This window comes from Bacillus cereus group sp. BfR-BA-01356 (assembly GCF_022663635.1).
GTDB lineage: Bacteria > Bacillota > Bacilli > Bacillales > Bacillaceae_G > Bacillus_A > Bacillus_A cereus.
Genome location: NZ_JAKUFX010000010.1, coordinates 1 through 20228, shown reverse-complemented (window position 1 = coordinate 20228; position 20228 = coordinate 1). Strand labels below are relative to the sequence as shown.

Genomic DNA, 20228 nt, shown 5'->3' with positions numbered 1-20228 from the left:
AATGGGAGTAGAAAAAATTAAAGCAGCGTTTGAAAATGGAAAGAAAGCATTTATTCCGTACGTAATGGGCGGAGATGGCGGCTTTGAAAAATTAAAAGAAAGAATTCGTTTTCTTGATGAAGCAGGAGCGAGCATCGTTGAAATCGGCATTCCTTTTTCGGATCCAGTCGCAGACGGTCCAACGATTCAAAGAGCAGGGAAACGAGCGCTAGATAGCGGCGTAACAGTAAAAGGTATTTTTCAAGCATTAATAGAGGTAAGGAAAGAAGTGCAAATTCCGTTTGTACTCATGACATATTTAAATCCGGTACTTGCATTCGGAAAAGAGAGATTCATTGAGAACTGTATAGAAGCAGGTGTAGACGGCATCATCGTTCCAGACTTACCGTATGAAGAACAAAATATTATTGCGTCGTTACTTCGAGAGGTAAACATTGCGCTCATTCCACTCGTTACCGTAACGAGTCCTATTGAAAGAATTGAAAAAATTACGAGTGAATCAGAAGGGTTCGTTTATGCTGTTACAGTAGCGGGCGTAACGGGAGTACGTCAAAACTTTAAAGAGGAGATTCATAGTTACTTAGAAAAAGTAAAATCACACGTCAACTTACCAGTAGTCGCTGGATTCGGCATCTCAACAAAAGAACATGTAGAAGAAATGGTTACAATATGCGACGGAGTTGTCGTTGGAAGTAAGATCATTGAGCTTTTAGAAAATGAAAAGCGAGAAGAAATATGTGAATTAATATATGCAACAAAACAAAAAGAAGAGGCGTAGTCTCTTCTTTTTGTTTTGCGTAATAAATGTTAAAATATACAGAAAATACATATAATTCAGAGGGGGAGAAGGCATGCTAAGACGTAAATTACTATATCTATTTTTAACTGTACCATTATACGCTTGGCTCATTAGCATGACGAAAATAGAGTTAATGGCTCTATTTTTAGGGTATGTATTTATCTTTTCCAACTTAAATCGCATTCAAGAACAGTCTATTTTAGAAATATGTCTATTTTCGATTAGTATAGAATTATTTAGTATCGTTTCGATTGTATTATTAAACGAATTATTTCTACGGATTCATTCATTTACATTAATGAAATTTTGGAATATTATATTGCAAGCAATATGTACTTACATTGTGTTTGTTGTGTTGAAAGAAATAGTCGGAAAGCAGACAGTTTTTCAGGATAATAGAAAATGGGAGTGAATGAAAAGGAGCCGTTTGGTTCCTTTTTTGAATCTGTTGTAAAAACAATTGAAAATTATAGCATCTGTTATATAATAGTTAAAAATTGTATTTTAAAAGAAATGAGATGATAACATGGCCATATTGTTGGCACTTATCCCAATTATGATGATTTTCATTTGTTTATTTTTATTTAAACAAACGTCATTAAGGTCCTCGTTAATTTCTTATGCTGTGTCTGTTGGAATCGTTTTACTCTCGCCAACGTTTCAATTAGGGATAAGTGAAACTGTGCACGCAACGATTAAAGGATGGTTAATTTGTTTTATTGTCGGGTACGTTTTATTTTTCGGTATTTTTTTATTTCACCTCATGAACAAAATGGGGTACATCGATCAAGTAGCACGTTTTCTAGAAGCAGTTACTCAGGATCGCTTATTACAAATGCTGCTTATGTGTTTTGGCATTTGCCCGCTTATTGAATCAGTAAGTGGATTCGGTATCGGCTTCATGGTTGCAGCACCTATTTTTCTTTCACTAGGATATAAACCATTTCAAGCTGTACTGCTCTCATTCATCGGCTTACTAGCTAGTTCATGGGGCGCAATGGCAACTGGTACGATTATCGGTTCGCAGCTAATAAATATGCCTCTTACAACACTTGGTACAAATACAGCGCTATTAAGTATTCCGATGTTTGCTTACTTTGTTATTCTTTCTTTACACGTTGTTGGCGGCTGGCAAGCGGTTATAGAAAAGTGGAAAGAAGGAGTAGGATTCTTTCTATTATTTTCTCTCGGAATCTATCTTTCTAATGCGTACGTAAGTGTTGAACTAGCCGGGATATTAAGTTCTATCGTTACGATTACATTTGGCTTTCTTATCATTAAATTAAAAGGAAAAAGTGGGCAAAATCTTATAACAGAACATGCGGCGGCAACGGAAAGAGAAATATCCATTATAAAAATTATTAGCCCTTATATATTTCTAACAGTTTGTATTTTACTCTCCCGCCTCGTTCCAGCATTACATGATTTGTTTAGATCATATGCGGTTCTTGATTTGAAATCATACTCTTACAAACTAGAGTTACTATATTCACCAGGATTTTGGCTCGGTATGACTTGCTTATTTACTATTATTTTCTTCCGCATCCCGTCTAATATTATGAAACAATCACTCTCACAAACGATAAAACAATGGATTCCTTTTGCGATTACGACGACAATGTTTATCGCCATTTCAGAACTAATGGGTGCATCAGGCATGCATTCATTACTCGCAAAGACAGCTGGTGACACATTTGGAACGTTTTTCGTTTTCGTTGCTCCGTTTATTGGCGCTATTGGTGGATTTTTAACAGGTAGTAACGCAGGATCAAATGCAATGTTTATAAAACTCCAAATGCAAACCGCACAAAACGTAGCACTCCCGTGGCAATATGTCACAACCCTTCAAAACACTGCATCATCAGTAGCGACAATCGCTTGTCCATCACGGATTACATTAGGTGCTTACTTATGTAATATCCCTTACCGTGAAAATGAACTATTAAAGAAGACGACGTTAATGATCTTTGGTGCGGTTTTACTTGTAGTGGTAGAGGTTATTGTTTGGTATATGTTGAGAAATTAAAAATCCTCCTAACATAGGAGGATTTTTTTTATGAGTGGATAATGATTTAAATATGAATAGCTGCTACTAAATGAATAGGAGATGAAATGTATGCCCCTAAAAAACTACGGTGTGTTAAAAGGTACAGTTATACAATCAAAGATTGGAAAAGGGAAAACACCTCATTATCAAGTTCATTTACAGGGCGAGACAGGAGTAGATTATCGTATTGCAATTAACGTAAAATCGCAAAGTTATCCGTCAGAAGTTTTATATTTTGCGAGTAACAATATTAGGTCAGAGGCGATTCATATTTTACCGACATTACCATTCGGTTTTACAGAAATAAAAAACAATGAACCGAAAGTAGCTTTAGATTATGTAAGAGGAAATCTATTTGACTCAAAACAAATGATTCCTTTGCCTCCCGAAAAAGCAGGAGCAGATAATGATTTAAATGAAAAAATAGAACGTTATATAAAACGAGCGATAGAAGAAAAAGCAATTATTTACGCATTTGGCGAAAGATGGGGACCAGAAGAAAATACACCAGATTCCTATTTTCATTTCAAACCAGGAAACGGTATACATGATATTCACATGAATCAAGGGAATGTAGAAAAATGGCAAGGTGATGATGGCATATGGCAAGACGGAGGAATACTCATTCACTTTGAAAAGGAAGAAGAATGGATTGGTATCTTTCTTGCATTCCAATCACAGTCATGGTGTACCGATGAAGAAGGGCATGCTCGTGTTCCGGTTGAGCATTGTGATTATAAGGGGAATAATTAATAAGAAGAGGGCGTTCAAAAAGAACGCCCTCTTCTTATTTTATAAAACCCAAAACTTACAAGTGTAGAAATACAAGAGAAAAGCAGTGCTACACTAGAAAACGCAATGAGATACATATTATATTTCATAACCTGTCCAAGTAGCTGGTTACTGTCGTATTGAAACAGTCCCGCGATGATGTTGAATAAAAATAAAACGATAAACATGACGATAACTCCGTCTATTGATCCTTTAATGTCTGGTTTACTTAAAGCGATATGTGCGGAAATGCAAATGGCGATAAATAAAAATAACCAAAAGGAAGGATTCAATAAATTACCGATTGTAAATAAGCTTTTCAATAATACAAACGTCGACAAGAGCATGTTTTGGATCATTTCTATATTAATAGAAGTAGAAGCAATCGTTTTTTCGAGAGTTGTATTAAATAAAAAATATGATTCTGGTACGAAATAGCGCATTAAAAGGATTAGTGCAGTAATACCAGAAATAATAGGCCCAATGCCGATGAAGAAATTCCCAATCCGTTGATACACACTTTTTTGATTGTATTGATGTTGTACGTAACCTAAAGCCCCTTGACTTGTATCTGTCGGGAAGAACTGCGTTGCTACAATCTTATGACGGAACAGCACGCACATAATGGCATGTCCAAGTTCGTGAATCGGAACACCAATCCAAGCCGTTAATAGGAATCCTTTTCTTCCGAAAGCTCTCGACCAATACATGCGTGTGAGAGATTCTAAATAGCCTAATAGAAATCCAATTACAATGATAACGCCAATTAAAGATAATAATTGGATTACGCTTGTAAGGAGTATTTGAAAAATTGAGTTTACCAATTCCATTGCCAGTCATCCAATCTGTTAAAAATATTATTTATTCTGTTTCATAATAGCATTTTTTTTCAAGATTACTAGCACATATATTTTCTTTCGGAAGAAGGATTTCAGAATCTTTTTCTTGTAGTCATGTTTTATGTCCAAAGTCATATATTGAACTTGTAACACCCTATATGGTATATGCTTAAGGAGGGATAAGAGAATGAAATGTCCGTCATGTCATACAGAAAATGCAGCGGAGGCAAAGTTTTGCGGGAATTGTGGACATTCGTTAACGGAAGAAGTAGTGGCAAGTAGTGGCCAAGAAGAAGGGCCGGAACAAGCACGTGCGGCACAAGCAAAGGAAGCTCGGCCAAATGAAACGGTAGAGCAAGCGAAACGGTTTGCGAGCGGCTATTTTCAATTTTTTAAACATGCATTACAAGCACCGACAGCGATTATGAAAAGCGGCGCTATTGAAGTGCGAAATGGAATTGTAAGTCTTGTTCTTATTTGTTTTTTAGGAGCATGTATTTTTTATAGAATGATGAGTGCAGCATCAGCAGTTACGAGAACATTTGCACCAGATATATCTACTCCCACGTTTTTTGGAGAATCTATAACGGTCTTTTTCTTTTTATTAATTTTAACTTTATTTGTCGGATTTATTATTTTTGTAAGTGGCAAGATGATGAAATCATCTTTTTCGTTTCTTGAAGTATTTGGTATATGGGGAACGATAGCGACGCCGGCTATTGTCATATTAGTCCTTTCTTTTCTTTTTAGTTTCTTATTAATCTTTTTCTTACCTATATTATTATCCGTAGCTGCAACTTATATAGGGATTAGTATAACTGTAGCCGTATTAAAGCTAGACAATGGCGGATTAGATCTCGTTTACACACTTATTATTGCAAATGTTTTAATTGGAATTGCAACGTTCATTGTACTTTGGTCTTACATTAGCACGATAATTCAAGCCTTAACACAGGGAATAACTGGCTTCTAATGAAAAGGTGGTTGACTGAATGAATGTATGTACAAAGTGCGGAGTTCAGTTTGAAGATGGTTTGCAATTTTGTCAAAACTGCGGGTCGAAGAGGGGACGTCCTGTAGTAAAGAAGAACATGAGCGGTGGTGCAAAAGTTGGCATTACACTGTTAGCGCTATTTGTTATAGTGATTATTGGATTGTATTTGTACGGATCGTCGTATTATACGCAGCTGGCACAAGTAGACCGGATGATTACGATTTTACAAGAGAGGGACGGAGAGAAATTAGCTGAGATCGTTACGGCAGATGATCCATCGGTTATGATAACGAGAGAGAGTGTAAAGCCCCTATTTTCATATATAAAAGAAAATCCATCTTACGTAAATGAATTAAAAGGATATTTGAGACAAGGTGAAAAACAACGGGACGGAATAGAAAGAGCTGACTTTTCATTAACGAAAGACGGAAAGTATTTCTTTATATTTGATCGATATAAATTGAAAGCGAAGACGTACTATACAACTTTGCTTACAAATGAAAAAGGCGTATCGTTAAAAATGAACGGAAAAGAAATTGATAAGACAGATGACAAAAGGTTTGAGAAGCAATATGGGCCATTTCTTCCGGGAAATCAAGTGTTTCAATCAGATTATAAAAATGACTATGTAAAATTATCTCGTGAGGAAAAGGTTGTACTTATGAAACAGAGCCAAAATAACGTAACGATAGATTTAACGTTGCAAGGTCAATATATTACAGTTCAAACGAACGCGCCGGGTGCAACATTGTACGTAAATCAAAAACCGGTTACAGCGCTGGCAGGAGAAGAAATTACATGGGGGCCAGTAGCGACTGATGGAAGTGCGACGATTTATTTAGAACGAAATGGAGAAAGCGGACGGGAAACGACACAAGTAGAGACGGTAACGGCACTTTCGTCTTATAATCTTCCATTCCAAAAGAAAAGTACAGAAAAAACAGTTGTTTATAATGTTACTCCAACGCCCGCGACTGGGTATGTATATAATGGTTTCATCTTTCCTGATAGTGATATTCGAAAATTAACGAGCGCAGATTTAACATATTTATCGAAAGAGCAGTTGAAAATTGCTAGAAATGAAATATATGCAAGGCATGGACATATTTTTCAAACGAAAGATATGCAAGCGTATTTTGCAAAACAGTCTTGGTATAGAGAAAATCCTTATTTTAAAGGAAAGTTAACAGATATCGAAACTTATAATATTGAACTAATCAAATCAAGAGAATAGAACACAGGAAAAAAGGTACAGTGCATAACTGTACCTTTTTATGGTTTTTTATCTGAACCAGGATCCCTTGAGAAAAAGATATGAAAGAGAAATGTGACTTTACTTGCTCCTCCTGATGTACTTGCTTGCACATCAGATAAACCATTAGATGTTAAAACACCTTCAGAATGAGGGGGTACGACTATTTTGAGATTATCATCTGATTCTGATGATGCAGTAACTGTTATTGTATCATCAGATAAGTTCAAAATTTTTACAGTGCCGATTGGTAAGATGGACTTGCCAGCGTGTGATGCTGAAGCGAAGCGAGAGCCTTTCCAAATCGTTTGTGGGAAAGTCTCATCATTAGATAACCAAGCACGAGCACTATAGATGGTTGCGTTAATAGAGAATTCTTGATCAAGCGACAAGGCGGGTTTTGGTTCTTTCGGTTCCTCTGGAGTTTGAGCGAGAAGGCCGGCGCACATGTATGTTTCACCTACTTTCAATTGTTACTGTTATAGCATATTAAACATATTGTTTATAAGACACGACAGTTACCTATTCAAGCATAGGTTTGTGCACAAAATTTGAAGATGGAATTCTCTTTCTTTACAATGGAAGTAGGTGTTATTTCTATAAAATATGGAAAACGTAAAGAGTATGTAAAAAAAGAAGGAGTGGTAAAGTGAACTATGTCATTATTGGCGGAGATGCAGCTGGTATGAGTGCAGCGATGCAAATTGTTAGAAACGATGAAAATGCAAATGTTGTAACTTTAGAAAAAGGTGAAATTTATTCATACGCTCAGTGTGGATTACCGTATGTCATTAGTGGTGCTATCGCTTCAACTGAAAAGTTAATCGCGCGTAACGTAAAGACGTTTCGTGAGAAATATGGAATTGATGCGAAAGTGCGTCATGAAGTAACGAAAGTAGATACGGAAAAGAAAATGGTGTACGCAGAGCATACGAAGACGAAAGATGTCTTTGAATTTCCGTACGATCGATTATTAATTGCGACTGGAGTGCGTCCTGTTATGCCAGAATGGGAAGGACGGGAATTACAAGGCGTTCATCTTTTAAAAACAATTCCTGATGCTGAGCGCATATTAAAAACGCTAGAAACGAATAAAGTTGAAGATGTAACGATTATTGGCGGTGGTGCCATTGGACTTGAGATGGCAGAAACATTCGTCGAACTTGGTAAGAAAGTAAGAATGATTGAGCGAAATGATCATATCGGTACGATTTATGATGCAGATATGGCAGAGTACATACATAAAGAAGCAGATAAACATCATATTGAAATTTTAACGAATGAAAATGTAAAAGCATTCAAAGGGAATGAACGAGTAGAAGCAGTTGAAACGGATAAAGGTACGTATAAAGCGGATCTTGTTTTAGTATCTGTCGGAGTGAAGCCAAATACTGATTTTCTTGAAGGGACAAATATACGTAAGAATCATAAAGGGGCAATTGAAGTAAATGCATATATGCAAACGAATGTGCAAGACGTATATGCAGCTGGTGATTGCGCAACACATTACCACGTTATAAAGGAAATTCATGATCATATCCCGCTCGGAACGACTGCCAATAAACAAGGGCGACTTGCTGGACTGAACATGCTGGATAAACGAAGAGCCTTTAAAGGTACGTTAGGTACAGGTATTATTAAATTTATGGATTTGACGCTTGCAAGAACAGGATTAAATGAAAAAGAAGCGAAAGGGCTACACATCCCGTATAAAACAGTTAAAGTAGATTCTACAAATATGGCGGGCTATTATCCAAATGCAAAACCACTTTACTTGAAATTATTATATCGATCCGATACGAAACAATTATTGGGCGGGCAAGTAATTGGAGAAGAAGGCGTAGATAAACGGATTGATGTGATTGCAATGGCACTTTTCAATAAAATGAGTATTCACGATTTAGAAGATGTCGACTTAAGTTATGCACCACCATATAACAGCGTTTGGGACCCAATTCAGCAAGCGGCAAGGAGAGCGGAATAGCACTTTTTAAAGTGCTATTTTTTTTACAATGAGGGAGTAAATAAAGTTTCACTTTATTTTGAATATACCCTTTCCCCTTGAAAACATATTACGTATCGCTTATATTTTCATATAGTATTTATTTTTTTAACGAAGCAATGAATGAACCAGGGGGCGCAGTATGGCAATTAACATGAAAACAATCGAAGAATGGATTGCTGAATCAAATGCAAGACATGAAGAAGACTTTGGACACGTTGTGGAAGAAATGAAAGAAGTATGTGTCGGACTTGATAACGCGACATTAATTTATACGAAAAATGTATTTTGTTTCGGTAAAAAAGTAGAAGTATTTTTCTTCTTCCAAGACCATGTCGTGATTGGACAAGAAAAAGACGAATATATTGAGATTGAAAAATTAAAGTATGATGACATTACAAATAGTAACTTAAAAACAAATGACAAAAATACTACGTTAGAATTAAAGTTTGCTAACGGACAATCTATCAATTTAGATAGTTTAAATGATAACTACGGTACGAAAAATTGGTTATTTGCTAGACAAATTAAGAGTATTTTTAAGTTAATCTAGTAAAAAAGCACGCCGATAGACGGCGTGCTTCTAACAATGCAAAGCCCCTTTTAACCAATTCCGCGCTCGATATGCCCCAACTGGAACTTGAATAAGAGATGTTTCATTCCCAGCATCTATTCCGTACAATTGATCACATGAATTTGTATCAAAACTAAGTAAAGGATGCCCGCCCATCCCCATCGCGGTCGCTGCAAAAACGAGTTTATGAACGAGTATACCTGCTTCCATTTGATGGATACGGTACCCTCTATAGCTTAATGCATTTGTATAATAATCTTTCTTTCCGACTACATGTAGGCAAAGTGGTACTTGAAAAAGGTTTACGTTATCCATCGTCATACTAGACTGAAGTGTGTAGCGAAGGTCTCCATATCGAATTGGTTGTATGGAATGTGTTTTACTGTTATAAGCGTAAGCTCCGTTTTCAATATTTTTCACGTTATAAAAACATCCATATAAGGAGACGCGTGTATTTTTATTTGTATACTTACCATCAAGGTCGTTGTAATAGGGGAAGGAGAGGCTCGCTTCTTGTAGTAAAGTAGCGAGCTCAGCTGCATCCCATTTCGTTAAAGTAAAGTCAGCATCAGGGGAATACCGTTTTCTGCAAAGTTGCAAGAAATCATAAGATAAACGCTCTACTTTCGGCAGTTGTACAGCATACTCATGATGTTGATAGTGCTCTTCATGAGCTAGTGTTTGGAAGTGTGCTGTCGATTCGATCATAGAAGCTTCATTTATTTTTGTTATCATCGGATATTCATCTACATGTTTTGAGCGAACGAAATGTTCATGTGCGAGCGGCGGAATTTGTTGCAACAACTCATGAGAAGTAACTGTTTTATTTTCACGGTAATCATTGTGAAACCAATTAGTTTCTGGCTCTGTACTTAAAGGAATAACGGCATACACACTTTCTTCACCTTCTGACAATCCGAGTAAATGGTTCAGTGCACGGTCTAGAAATTGAAAGTATACGCCGTTCGTATAACCGAACTGATTTGCACATTCTAGTAATTGTCCGATGAGAACCCCGCTATCTAATCCTTGAAGTCGATATGAAAAGTTATTGTATTTAAAGAAGTTTTTCCAAAACATAGTGGATACGAATGCAGTACCGAAACAATCCTGTATGTTACAGCGATTACCGAGTGCGTCTGCTAAATAAGAATCGAAATTTCCTTCGCGAAGTAAAATAAGTCGGTGATGCGCGGCGTCATAATGGTAAATGCCGTCTGGATAATCGTCAATCTTTAAATAGATATACAATTCATTCGGGTATAAGGCACCGCCTGAAGGAATGGATCTACGTAATACATTTCTCTCGCTATTTAGCTGACATAATTGTGTTACACCAAATGAATACCAAAGGTAGTGACCAATCTCATTTAGAGTAGGTGTAGTAGAAGAGTTCGATAAAGATAACGGGATTTCTAAGGAGAGCGGGATGGTAGGTACATTTCGATATAATTTATAAGGAAGCGGTGCGTCTTTCCAGTCCACCTCATGATTTGGCATAATTTCATCGATAGAGAAATGGAGATGATGTAAAAAAGTATCTAGCTGCATGAAATCCCTCCTTTACTATGGAAACGGATGTGGATGTGGATTTAATCTTTCATTTGTTAAAGGTTCGTCTGTATATCCAAGTGTCATCGGTACGGTATATACCCGGTCCAGTCCTGTAACCCGAGTAAGATGGTGTCCGAACGTCATCGGTAACATACCTGGAATAATAACTTTTACACAGTGTAGTCCGTTCTTTTCTATAAGGGGAACGGTTTGATCTACAACGATTACTTCAAGGTCAGATTGATGCAAACGATTTAAAAGTTGGTGGAGATCGGATGTTAAATCCATATCAAATGATTGTGATACATTTATTTCTTGGAACGTTTGCACCGGTGCATCTTCTCGTAAAAGGAAGTGAAGACGTTCTTCCGTTTCTTTCAATCCGTACAGCATACTATGGTCTTCCATTTTATTAACGAAATAAGGATCTTGTAAGCACTTTTCGTAGTATTCTCTTTTGTGCTCGAGCTCATCGTCTGTTATTAGTAACATGCCTGCTATTTCTTGAATGGCGCTTTTTAAGGCTCGAATAGGATCTAAATGAGCGCCTCCCGCACAAACAACGTTCATTCCATTTTCACGCGTATTTTTTGCAATTACCCATAAGCTCGGGATGCCGTGTTCCATCGTCGCATTAAAAGCGTGTAATTCATACCCGGTAATCGTACGTAACCGCTGGATCATTAATTGTAATTCTGTATCATTTGCTGAACTCAGATCAAGGCGGGGAAGAGGTAATTCTGCATACCAAGTGAGTAAGAAGGCATCACGCTCTACAATTTCTAAAATACCGTGAAAAATCGCTTCTTCTAAACTACCGCCAATTGCACATCCATTTGATGTTTCATACACGAAAGCATCTCGATGACCGAGGCTATAATAAGCAATTGATTCAGGAACTAAAAGCGGTCTGTTTTGTGATAAAGAATATCCCCATACCCAGTTTTGCTCATAATCAGGATCAAACGGCTTAAATGGAAAATTATCACGATTGTAATGTTCATTTGCATGTACACCGAGTGTGAGGGGATTTAGTGCATGTTCCTCTAAATCATGAAAACTACCATGCACATTTGTCTTTTTCCCGCGAGGCGACATACCGCAATATCGTTCTAAACCTTCTAAAATAGCAGTTGCTTCACTCACTGCAAATGAATGAGTTCGGCCTGCAACACCTTCATTTCCGAACATTAATGGCATGTTTATAATGACGTCAGCGAATGGTAATAATGAATGCTGCATTTTGCCGTTCAACATACCGACCCGATAATCTAAATAGTCTCGCGTTAAAAATGTGTTTAATTCATGAATGGAACGGCAGCGATACGTTTCGGTGCTTACTTTTAAACTCGGTTGTAAAGAAACTTCCGCCGCATCCGCAGTATCATCAGGTAAATTACTACATACAGGACAGAGAGGATCTGGAAGAAAAGAATGCCGCGTACATTGTAATGTTTGTAAGTTTAGTAAAATAAGTTCATTTTCTAAAGAAGAATGGTTATGAGTTAATATTTTTTCTGTTTCTGCGCAAATAAGATGGCACATTTGTAACATTCCATTTTGGGTGGCACGTACATCACGCCTCGTTACATTATCTGCTTTAAAGGCATATTTCCGTTGTAGTTCCCACATTTCTTTTTGATCAAAGCCAGCGATAAAACGGCGTCCATCAGAACAATGGGAACATCCGGGCGTAAGAGGATGAATGTAAGGACCGATAATACCTTCGCCAAATGAAGTAAAACCACGTAACCACGGAATATGATTTGACCGAAAAATTAGCTCAGCGTCATGATGAATAGTAGAAGGAGATCCGTCATGTAATACGAGAGCGAGATGAATATTTTCAGGAAGTTCTTCTGTAAGGGTATGCTGACGAATGATGGAATATTGTTTGCATAATTGATCATGTACATAGTCTGCAAGAAGGCCATCCCCTATAAGTAATATATTTTGAGTCATAGACCGTCCTCCTTTGCAATTAATACCCCATACACACCGTCTAAGTTTTCTTTCAAAAATGGTTCGATTGCTAAATCAAACACGAAGGGATAAAAATTATGTTCTTCTAAATGCTGTAAGGCAAGCTGTAAAGATTGCACACTTGGAATTTCTTCTTCCGCTTGTATTTCCACTCTAAAAGAATCCGTGTCATATAAAATAATAGATGATTCAGGCAAGATATTAGCTCTGTAAGGAGTCTCTTCACTTTGAATGTGTAGCAGTGATAGTTGTAGTGCGCTTCGTAACGCTAACGTCATATTAATATTAGATGCACCGTACCATCTATCATTTATACCAATCCAAATGACTGGAAAACTGAGAATCTCTTCACTCATTGCAATTTTAGGTGTTTCATGAATTGTAGCAAGAGCATCGTAATAAAATCTACAATGTTTATCGTGAATATCAGTTAAATCAATCGTTGTAAGTTCTTCTAGCATATGTGACTGCCGCTCATACAGTTTATTGTTTAAATGTTGTTGTAGTGCCCGGTAAAATCCTTCTGTCATCGTTTCTCCAGCACCGATACCGATATCGTTATGTTCAGGAATAAGGCGGTGAATGATTTCTGCTACATATGTTTCAATTCCTGTTAAACCGGCTTCTCGGCGTGCTTCATTATGAGTCAATCCACTGCAAGTCATAAGAGGCAGAAGGGGAGCTGGGCCATCTGATAGTGGAGTGGCTACTTGAATATAGCACTGTGATAACGGTAATTGATATGAATCTTGTTCATCCCATACATGGAATATACCGGCTTCTTTAGAAGTTAATGAGTCGAAAAAGCGGAATACATCAGTTGAAGTATGTTGGTTCGACCGATGCTCAAGTTTTTCAGAAAGATTTTCTATCGTATCAATTGTAAAACTTTCATCAGTTGCAAGAGGGTGTTTTATAAAAGGATGCCACGTTCCTTCAAGTGTTTCATAGTTTAATAAAAAGAATTGTGATTCTTTTTCACGATATGAATCATCCGCGACATGTTTAAACAATTCAAAAACGATTACATTTGCTAACATGGCAGATGTAATTTGTGAGAAGGAATCCGATGAATTTTCATTTTGCAAAGTCGTTTCATGTAGTCGATGCCATGCGGATTCCCAGCATTCATCACGGTTTTCCATTACGACAGGTCCAGCTATACCGAGTGTTGATAAACAAATAGCTGGTATAAAATTCTTTTTCGTTTCTCTACAAATAGTGTGAACTGTTTTTAAACCGTCAATGTCTCCGTTTTGAGAAACATATAAAATCCAATCAAAAGGTTCGAATACTTCATGTAAAGGACGGTCAATTGTAGTATCGATTTCTTGAAGGAGTACACTGTTATCAACTTCATATGCACGTTCTATTAGCTCATGTATTCTGTCATAGTTTGTTTCATCTCGATCTGTAACGAGGTAATGAAATGTAGGTAAACCAGATTCTAATAAAGAAGAAACTAAGGAAGTGAGCATATCCCCAGAACCAAGTACAAGGACATTTGCTCCGCGGTACGTTTCGAATTTTAAAGCACCTGAATGAGAATCGGCTTCTAAAAATTCAATTTGCGAAGCATATCTGTCGAGTAATGTACTGTTTAATTCATGAGGTGCATCTTGATTTGCATCGCGAACGAAACCATTTTCATATAAAATCTCTCCAATTTCAAATACCCGATTTTGATAGGGGAGAGGGAGGCCATCGGTTATTTCTGCTAAAGAATAATTTCCGTTAAACATTGGCATTAATTTTTCAATCCAGTCATAAATTCCATCACCGTCCATGCGAAATGAACTGGCGTTATTTCGAAAATAGACACCCCCGTTTGAATCGGGAAGGAAGAAAGTATCCTTATTTACTTTAAGTTTTGCATGAATTGGAAGGTTATTCATTTTAATCCTCCTTACGTTTAGGCATACATTATTACTTTATGTCATGAAATTTGTCCCGTATGAACACAATAAAAAAAGGCTGTAGAATGATTCATTCTACAGCCTTTAATAGATTTTTAATCTATCAACCTTCTAATAATAATGACTTTGGATCTTCAAGCATATCTTTAACAGCAACAAGGAAGCTAACTGCTTCTTTACCATCAACAATGCGGTGATCGTAAGATAAAGCAATGTACATCATTGGGCGGTTTTCCATACGCTCGTTATCAATTGCAACTGGGCGTACTTGGATTTTATGCATTCCTAAAATACCAACTTGAGGGCTATTTAGGATTGGTGTTGACATTAGAGAACCGAATACACCACCGTTTGTAATTGTAAATGTACCACCTTGTAGTTCTTTTAATGAAAGTTTGTTATCGCGTGCTTTTTTACCTAATTCACGAATTTCGCTTTCGATTTCAGCGAAGTTTAATTGGTTAGCATCGCGTACAACTGGAACAACTAATCCATCTGGAGCTGCTACTGCAATACCGATATCATAGAATTTTTTAATGATAAGCTCGTCACCTTGAATTTCAGCATTTAATAATGGGAATTGTTTTAATGCTGCAACAACTGCTTTTGTGAAGAATGACATGAAGCCAAGACGTACATCATGTTTTTTCTCGAAAGCATCTTTGCGTTCTTTACGTAATTCCATGATCGCACTCATATCAACTTCGTTAAATGTTGTTAACATTGCAGATGTTTGTTGAACTTCTACAAGACGTTTTGCAATTGTTTGACGGCGGCGGGACATTTTCACGCGCTCAACTGGTTTTTCGAATTCCGTTTTTGCAACTGGAGCAGGAGCTGGACTCTTTGGAGCAGCTGGTGCTTCTTTTGGTGCTGCAGCATGAGCTTGTACATCATGTGGTCTCACGCGTCCAAGTGGATCTGTACTACGTACGTCGTTTAAGTCGATTCCTAATTCACGAGCCATCTTTCTAGCAGCTGGTGATGCGATAGGACGGTTTGTATTTGGTAACCCTTGTAGTGTTGCAGTTTGCTCAGCACTTGGTGCCGCAGCTTTCGGTGCTTCAGCTGTTTCTTGTTTTGGTTGCTCAGCAGCCGGTGCAGGTGTACTTACTGCAACTGGTGCTCCATTAGCATCTAAAATTGCGATAGTTGCGCCAACTTCAACTGTATCCCCAGGTTCGCCTAGTAACTTCGATACAATACCTGAATCTTCTGCAATGATTTCTACATTGACTTTATCAGTTTCAAGCTCAACAACGCTGCCACCTTTCTCAACTTTGTCGCCTACGTTGATAAGCCATTGTGAAATAGTTCCTTCAGTAATAGATTCTGCAAGCTCAGGTACTTTAATTTCGATCATTTTAAATGTCCTCCCCTTATTTGCCTAACGGTGTGTTTTTTCTTCTTTTGTCTTCGGTAATCTCCATTTGTTAGCCTGGCCTTGGGCAGAATATCTGCCCAAGGAACAAGCTAGAAACCTTCATTGTTACTTTTTAGTTGCTGTAAACTTCAATTTCTTGTTTATCTTGACGGAAGTTATACTTCACATCTAAAGCATGTGCAACAATTAGTTCTTGCTCAGCTTTGTGAGCGAATGGATCGCCGCCAGATGGACTAGAGCGATCAGGACGTCCAATGTAGCCTGTTTTCACTTTATCTCCAGCAAGTTCGAACAGAATTGGAGCCATGTAATGCCATGCACCCATATTACGAGGTTCTTCTTGAACCCAAATGATTTCTTCTAAGTTTTTAAAGCGTTTAATAATAGATTGAACTTTCTCAGCAGGGAATGGGTACAATTGCTCAATACGAACGACATGAACTTCGTCTAAGTTGTACTCATGTTTACCAGACTCGATTTCTGCTGCTAAGTCAATCGCCATTTTACCTGTGCTTAAAACAAGACGTTTTACTTTATTTGGTTTCATGCCAAGGTTTTCTTGTTCTAAAGCAGGTTGGAAACGTCCTTCGCTTAACTGACTAGCAGTTGAAAGCGTAAGTGGGTGACGTAATAAACTCTTCGGCGTCATCAATACTAATGGTCGAACAGCTTCTGTTCCTAAGATAGATGCTTGACGACGCAGGATATGGAAGTATTGTGCCGCACTCGTTAAGTTTGCAACTGTCCAGTTATTCTCAGCAGCTAACTGTAAGAAACGCTCTGGACGTGCACTAGAGTGCTCTGGTCCTTGACCTTCATAACCGTGTGGTAATAGGAGAACTAAGCCAGATTTTTGACCCCATTTTGCTCTTCCAGCTGAAACATATTGATCAAATAATGCTTGCGCAGTATTTGAGAAGTCACCATATTGCGCTTCCCACATAACAAGAGTTTCTGGAGCGAATACGTTATAACCATATTCGTAACCAACAACAGCGGCCTCTGATAACGGACTGTTATGAACAGAGAACGATGCATTAATGTTTGGTAAGCGATGCAATGGTGAATATGTTTCGTTTGTATCAGTATCGTGTAATACGATATGACGGTGTGCGAATGTACCACGCTGTGAATCTTGACCAGTTAAACGAATTGGCGTACCTTCTTGTAAAATAGAAGCGAATGCTAACGATTCAGCAAGTGCCCATTCAATTTTACCATTTTCTTCAAGAGCATCTTTACGGCGCTCAAGAATTTTCTTCACTTTCGGATATACGTTAAAGCCTTCTGGCCAAGATAGTAGACCTTCATTAATTGCACGAAGTGAGTCAAGCTCAACACCAGTATCAATTGGCTGAATACCTTTTGCAACAACATCTGGCACTTTAACGTGAATTGTTGCGTCGCTCGTATCAGCTGGTGGTACTTGTGCATAGTCAGATTTTAATTGCTCTTGTGTAAACTGTGTAATTGTTTCAACCTCATCTGCATTTAGAACACCAGCAGCTTGTAATTGATCTGCATAAATTGCCCTTACAGTTGGATGGTTTTTAATTTTTTTGTACACTTGTGGTTGCGTAACTGCTGGATCATCCATTTCGTTATGACCGTAGCGGCGGTAACCAATTAAATCGATTAAGAAATCTTTTTTGAACAACATGCGATATTGAATTGCAAGGTTAGCAGCTGCAAGACAAGCTTCCGGATCATCAGCGTTCACGTGAACAATCGGAATATCGAAACCTTTTGCAAGGTCACTAGAATATTTCGTAGAACGAGAATCATAGCTGTCAGTCGTAAAACCAACTGCATTGTTTGCGATAACATGAATCGTTCCGCCTGTTTGATACGCGTTCAATCTGCTTAAGTTGAGTGTCTCAGATACAATACCTTGACCAGGGAATGCAGCATCACCATGAACTAAAATTACGAATGATTTTGAAGTATCTTGATCTGGAAGACCAGATTTTTTACGATTCTCTTGAGCAGCACGTGCGAAACCTTCTACTACAGGATTCACGAACTCAAGATGACTCGGGTTATTTGCTAATGTCACGCGAGTGCTAACTTCTTCGTTACTAACGACTTGTTCTCTACCTAGGTGGTATTTCACATCGCCAGTCCAGCCAGAATTAGCCACTGCGCCTTCTATTTTGGCATGTTTGAACTCAGCAAACATGTGGCTATATGGTTTTTCTAATACGTGAGCAAGTACGCTTAGGCGACCGCGGTGAGCCATACCAATCATGACATCCTCTACGCCGTTCTTAGCACCTTCTAGAACAATTTCATCTAAAACAGGTACAAGCATATCAACGCCCTCGATAGAGAAACGTTTTTGCCCAACGAATGTTTTATGCAAGAATTGCTCGAAACCTTCAACAGCTGTTAAACGTTTTAAAAGAGCAGTTCGTTTTTTATTTGATAGTGGTTGACGCAATGAATTTGATTCCACCATTTGATGCAACCACGCGCGTTCTTCACTATCTTGTATATGAGAAAATTCATAAGCTAAAGATTTTGTATAAACGTCTTTTAATCTATGAATTACATCAAGTGCAGTGTGAATACCTTCTGGTGCATCTTGCCATACTGTTTTCGCTGGAATCGCTTTCAAGTCAGCATCGCTCAGTTCGCTCATTGCTTTCTCAAGAAGAGATTGTCCATTTGCAGCATCTTCCATCGGGTTGATGTGAGCCAACGTGTGCCCGAAAGAACGAATCTGCTCAACTAGTTGAACGACTTTAAGAATTTTTTCAATGTTACCTGTGTTTTGAGGAGAAAAATGTGTTGCTGTGTTGTCCCCTGTTACGACATCATCTTGAAACGAAGGAGCTCCAAAAATTTCAAAAAGCTCTTGTAATTCCGGATCAACAGAACCTGCTCCAGTTACGTAAAGATCATACTGTTCAATAACATAACCAAGGTTCGGACCGTGGAACTTGGCCCAAGGGTTTGTCGTTGTATTCTTCCTCGTCATTTGTTTAAACCTCCCAATGCATATAATCCTTTTCCATACAAAGGTGCATTTTGCTCTTTTTCAATAAGTAATGAATCAATAATCAATGTAAATGTTTTCTTTACTCTTATGTTATTACAATAATTTACATAATACCAAACACTATTACTTATCTGTTTTGTAAAAAAACATTCACAATAACTTATCACCCAAGTTAATCTTTCATGTTATAAAGTAATTTTACAGAAAAATGGGGTGGATATATTTGGTATGCCTATACTAATAGCTATAATTGTTGCATTTAAATATAGGTATAATAGTTAGAATGTTTCGATAAAATCAGTTTGAATTATGTATATTGAAATAATAAGCGCTTTCATAGATATTATACAACAATATAACGGAATATAGTATAAAAAATAAAAAATTATGAATTTATCGTAAACTTTATTTAGATAGTGTTAAATATTGAAAGGAAAGTGAAGGATTTCTACAAAAAAAGTTGCTAAACATAAAAAATGCTCCATAAACAGTTAGTTTCTATAAATATGACGAAAAACACCGTAAAACAAATAACGTATTTCGTGAAATAAAGAAATAAATGAAATATTTTAAAAGGATAAAACAAATATGGAGATATTAAATTTTAAAAAAAGAAGTGAGGAGATATAGTAACAGTTATTTACAGTGTTCCGTGTTTCGCTTCAAAATAGACGTGCTGAAATTGAAAAAAGTTTCTTCTATATAAATAGCGTGAATAATAATCAAAATATATGTAAAGGGAACTTGACGTAAAGTTTCCTTTACATATATACTCGGTATATGGAAGGAGGGAGAAATTTCCTTGGAAAATAAAATGGTCGAATACCGAAAAAAATTTGGACTATCTCAAGAAAAGTTGGCTGAGAAACTTGGAGTTTCCAGACAAACCATTATCTCAATTGAAAAAGGGAAATACGATCCATCACTTCCGCTAGCATTTGAAATAGCGAAAACATTTCAGACAACGATAGAACATGTATTTATTTATGAAGGAAAAGAAGAGACCTGCGGTAGTATGTCAACTGAAAAATAATATCTTTTGAAGTTATCAAAGGACAAATTGCTTAAAAAAGACATCACGAAACTAGACCAGTATTTTATGTAAAATACTG

16 protein-coding genes are annotated in these 20228 nt (G+C 37.3%); 9 read left to right on the top strand and 7 right to left on the bottom strand.

The features are described from left to right. Position 1 precedes the first annotated feature (1 nt). From trpA to MR168_RS05985, 4 genes are all read left to right on the top strand, one after another. A complete protein-coding gene (gene trpA / locus MR168_RS06000) occupies positions 2–778 on the top strand; it encodes a tryptophan synthase subunit alpha (RefSeq protein ID WP_086411862.1) in 777 nt (258 codons plus the stop codon). 73 nt (positions 779–851) lie between these two features. Next, positions 852–1211 carry a DUF4029 domain-containing protein gene (locus tag MR168_RS05995; protein WP_000946131.1) on the top strand — a complete coding sequence of 120 codons (360 nt, stop codon included), beginning with the start codon at positions 852–854 and terminating at the stop codon, positions 1209–1211. Between the two features lie 114 nt (positions 1212–1325). Continuing rightward, positions 1326–2825, top strand: a complete 1500-nt coding sequence (locus MR168_RS05990) for an L-lactate permease (RefSeq protein ID WP_000996258.1) — start codon at positions 1326–1328, stop codon at positions 2823–2825. Between the two features lie 90 nt (positions 2826–2915). Next, on the top strand, positions 2916–3599 hold the full coding sequence (locus MR168_RS05985; RefSeq protein ID WP_001128608.1) for a DUF2278 family protein: 684 nt from the start codon (positions 2916–2918) through the stop codon (positions 3597–3599). A 14-nt stretch (positions 3600–3613) separates the two neighbouring features. Here the strand turns inward: MR168_RS05985 and MR168_RS05980 are convergent, their stop codons facing one another. Then, positions 3614–4447: a hypothetical protein gene (locus tag MR168_RS05980; protein ID WP_000424525.1), complete on the bottom strand. Its 834-nt coding sequence runs from the start codon at positions 4445–4447 to the stop codon at positions 3614–3616. 196 nt (positions 4448–4643) lie between these two features. Between MR168_RS05980 and MR168_RS05975 the strand changes: the two genes are divergently transcribed. Together MR168_RS05975 and MR168_RS05970 are read left to right on the top strand one after the other, a co-directional pair. Further along, the gene (locus MR168_RS05975) at positions 4644–5429 is read left to right on the top strand and encodes a zinc ribbon domain-containing protein (protein WP_000650087.1); all 786 of its coding nucleotides are present in this window, start codon (positions 4644–4646) and stop codon (positions 5427–5429) included. A gap of 19 nt (positions 5430–5448) precedes the next feature. Further along, positions 5449–6684 carry a TcaA 3rd/4th domain-containing protein gene (locus tag MR168_RS05970; RefSeq protein WP_001099934.1) on the top strand — a complete coding sequence of 412 codons (1236 nt, stop codon included), beginning with the start codon at positions 5449–5451 and terminating at the stop codon, positions 6682–6684. Positions 6685–6722: 38 nt separating this feature from the next. Here MR168_RS05970 and MR168_RS05965 read toward each other — a convergent pair whose 3' ends face one another. After that, the gene (locus tag MR168_RS05965) at positions 6723–7151 is read right to left on the bottom strand and encodes a hypothetical protein (protein WP_000332414.1); all 429 of its coding nucleotides are present in this window, start codon (positions 7149–7151) and stop codon (positions 6723–6725) included. A gap of 200 nt (positions 7152–7351) precedes the next feature. On the opposite strand from MR168_RS05965, the gene MR168_RS05960 reads away from it, so the two are divergent. Continuing rightward, positions 7352–8686, top strand: a complete 1335-nt coding sequence (locus MR168_RS05960; protein WP_001110231.1) for a CoA-disulfide reductase — start codon at positions 7352–7354, stop codon at positions 8684–8686. Positions 8687–8846: 160 nt separating this feature from the next. Next, entirely contained in the window at positions 8847–9257 is a 411-nt protein-coding gene (locus MR168_RS05955) for a DUF3908 family protein (RefSeq protein ID WP_000996781.1), read from the top strand. 30 nt (positions 9258–9287) lie between these two features. On the opposite strand, the gene MR168_RS05950 is transcribed toward MR168_RS05955, so the two are convergent. The 5 genes from MR168_RS05950 to odhA all read right to left on the bottom strand — a co-directional run bounded on the left by MR168_RS05950 (position 9288) and on the right by odhA (position 19095). Beyond that, positions 9288–10829 (bottom strand): SagB family peptide dehydrogenase, encoded by a 1542-nt coding sequence (locus tag MR168_RS05950; RefSeq protein WP_086411861.1) that lies wholly within the window; start codon positions 10827–10829, stop codon positions 9288–9290. Positions 10830–10844: 15 nt separating this feature from the next. Continuing rightward, the gene (locus MR168_RS05945; RefSeq protein ID WP_069604603.1) at positions 10845–12794 is read right to left on the bottom strand and encodes a TOMM precursor leader peptide-binding protein; all 1950 of its coding nucleotides are present in this window, start codon (positions 12792–12794) and stop codon (positions 10845–10847) included. After that, positions 12791–14710, bottom strand: a complete 1920-nt coding sequence (locus MR168_RS05940; protein ID WP_001061554.1) for a putative thiazole-containing bacteriocin maturation protein — start codon at positions 14708–14710, stop codon at positions 12791–12793. The genes MR168_RS05945 and MR168_RS05940 overlap by 4 nt, the downstream gene beginning before the upstream one ends. A 124-nt stretch (positions 14711–14834) precedes the next feature. Then, complete coding sequence (gene odhB, locus MR168_RS05935) at positions 14835–16094, bottom strand: 2-oxoglutarate dehydrogenase complex dihydrolipoyllysine-residue succinyltransferase (protein ID WP_000569896.1); 1260 nt, start codon at positions 16092–16094, stop codon at positions 14835–14837. Positions 16095–16227: 133 nt separating this feature from the next. Then, positions 16228–19095, bottom strand: a complete 2868-nt coding sequence (odhA, locus tag MR168_RS05930; RefSeq protein WP_086411860.1) for a 2-oxoglutarate dehydrogenase E1 component — start codon at positions 19093–19095, stop codon at positions 16228–16230. Positions 19096–19918: 823 nt separating this feature from the next. Between odhA and MR168_RS05925 the strand changes: the two genes are divergently transcribed. Beyond that, the gene (locus MR168_RS05925; protein ID WP_100910003.1) at positions 19919–20149 is read left to right on the top strand and encodes a helix-turn-helix transcriptional regulator; all 231 of its coding nucleotides are present in this window, start codon (positions 19919–19921) and stop codon (positions 20147–20149) included. The last annotated feature ends 79 nt before the right edge of the window (positions 20150–20228 follow it).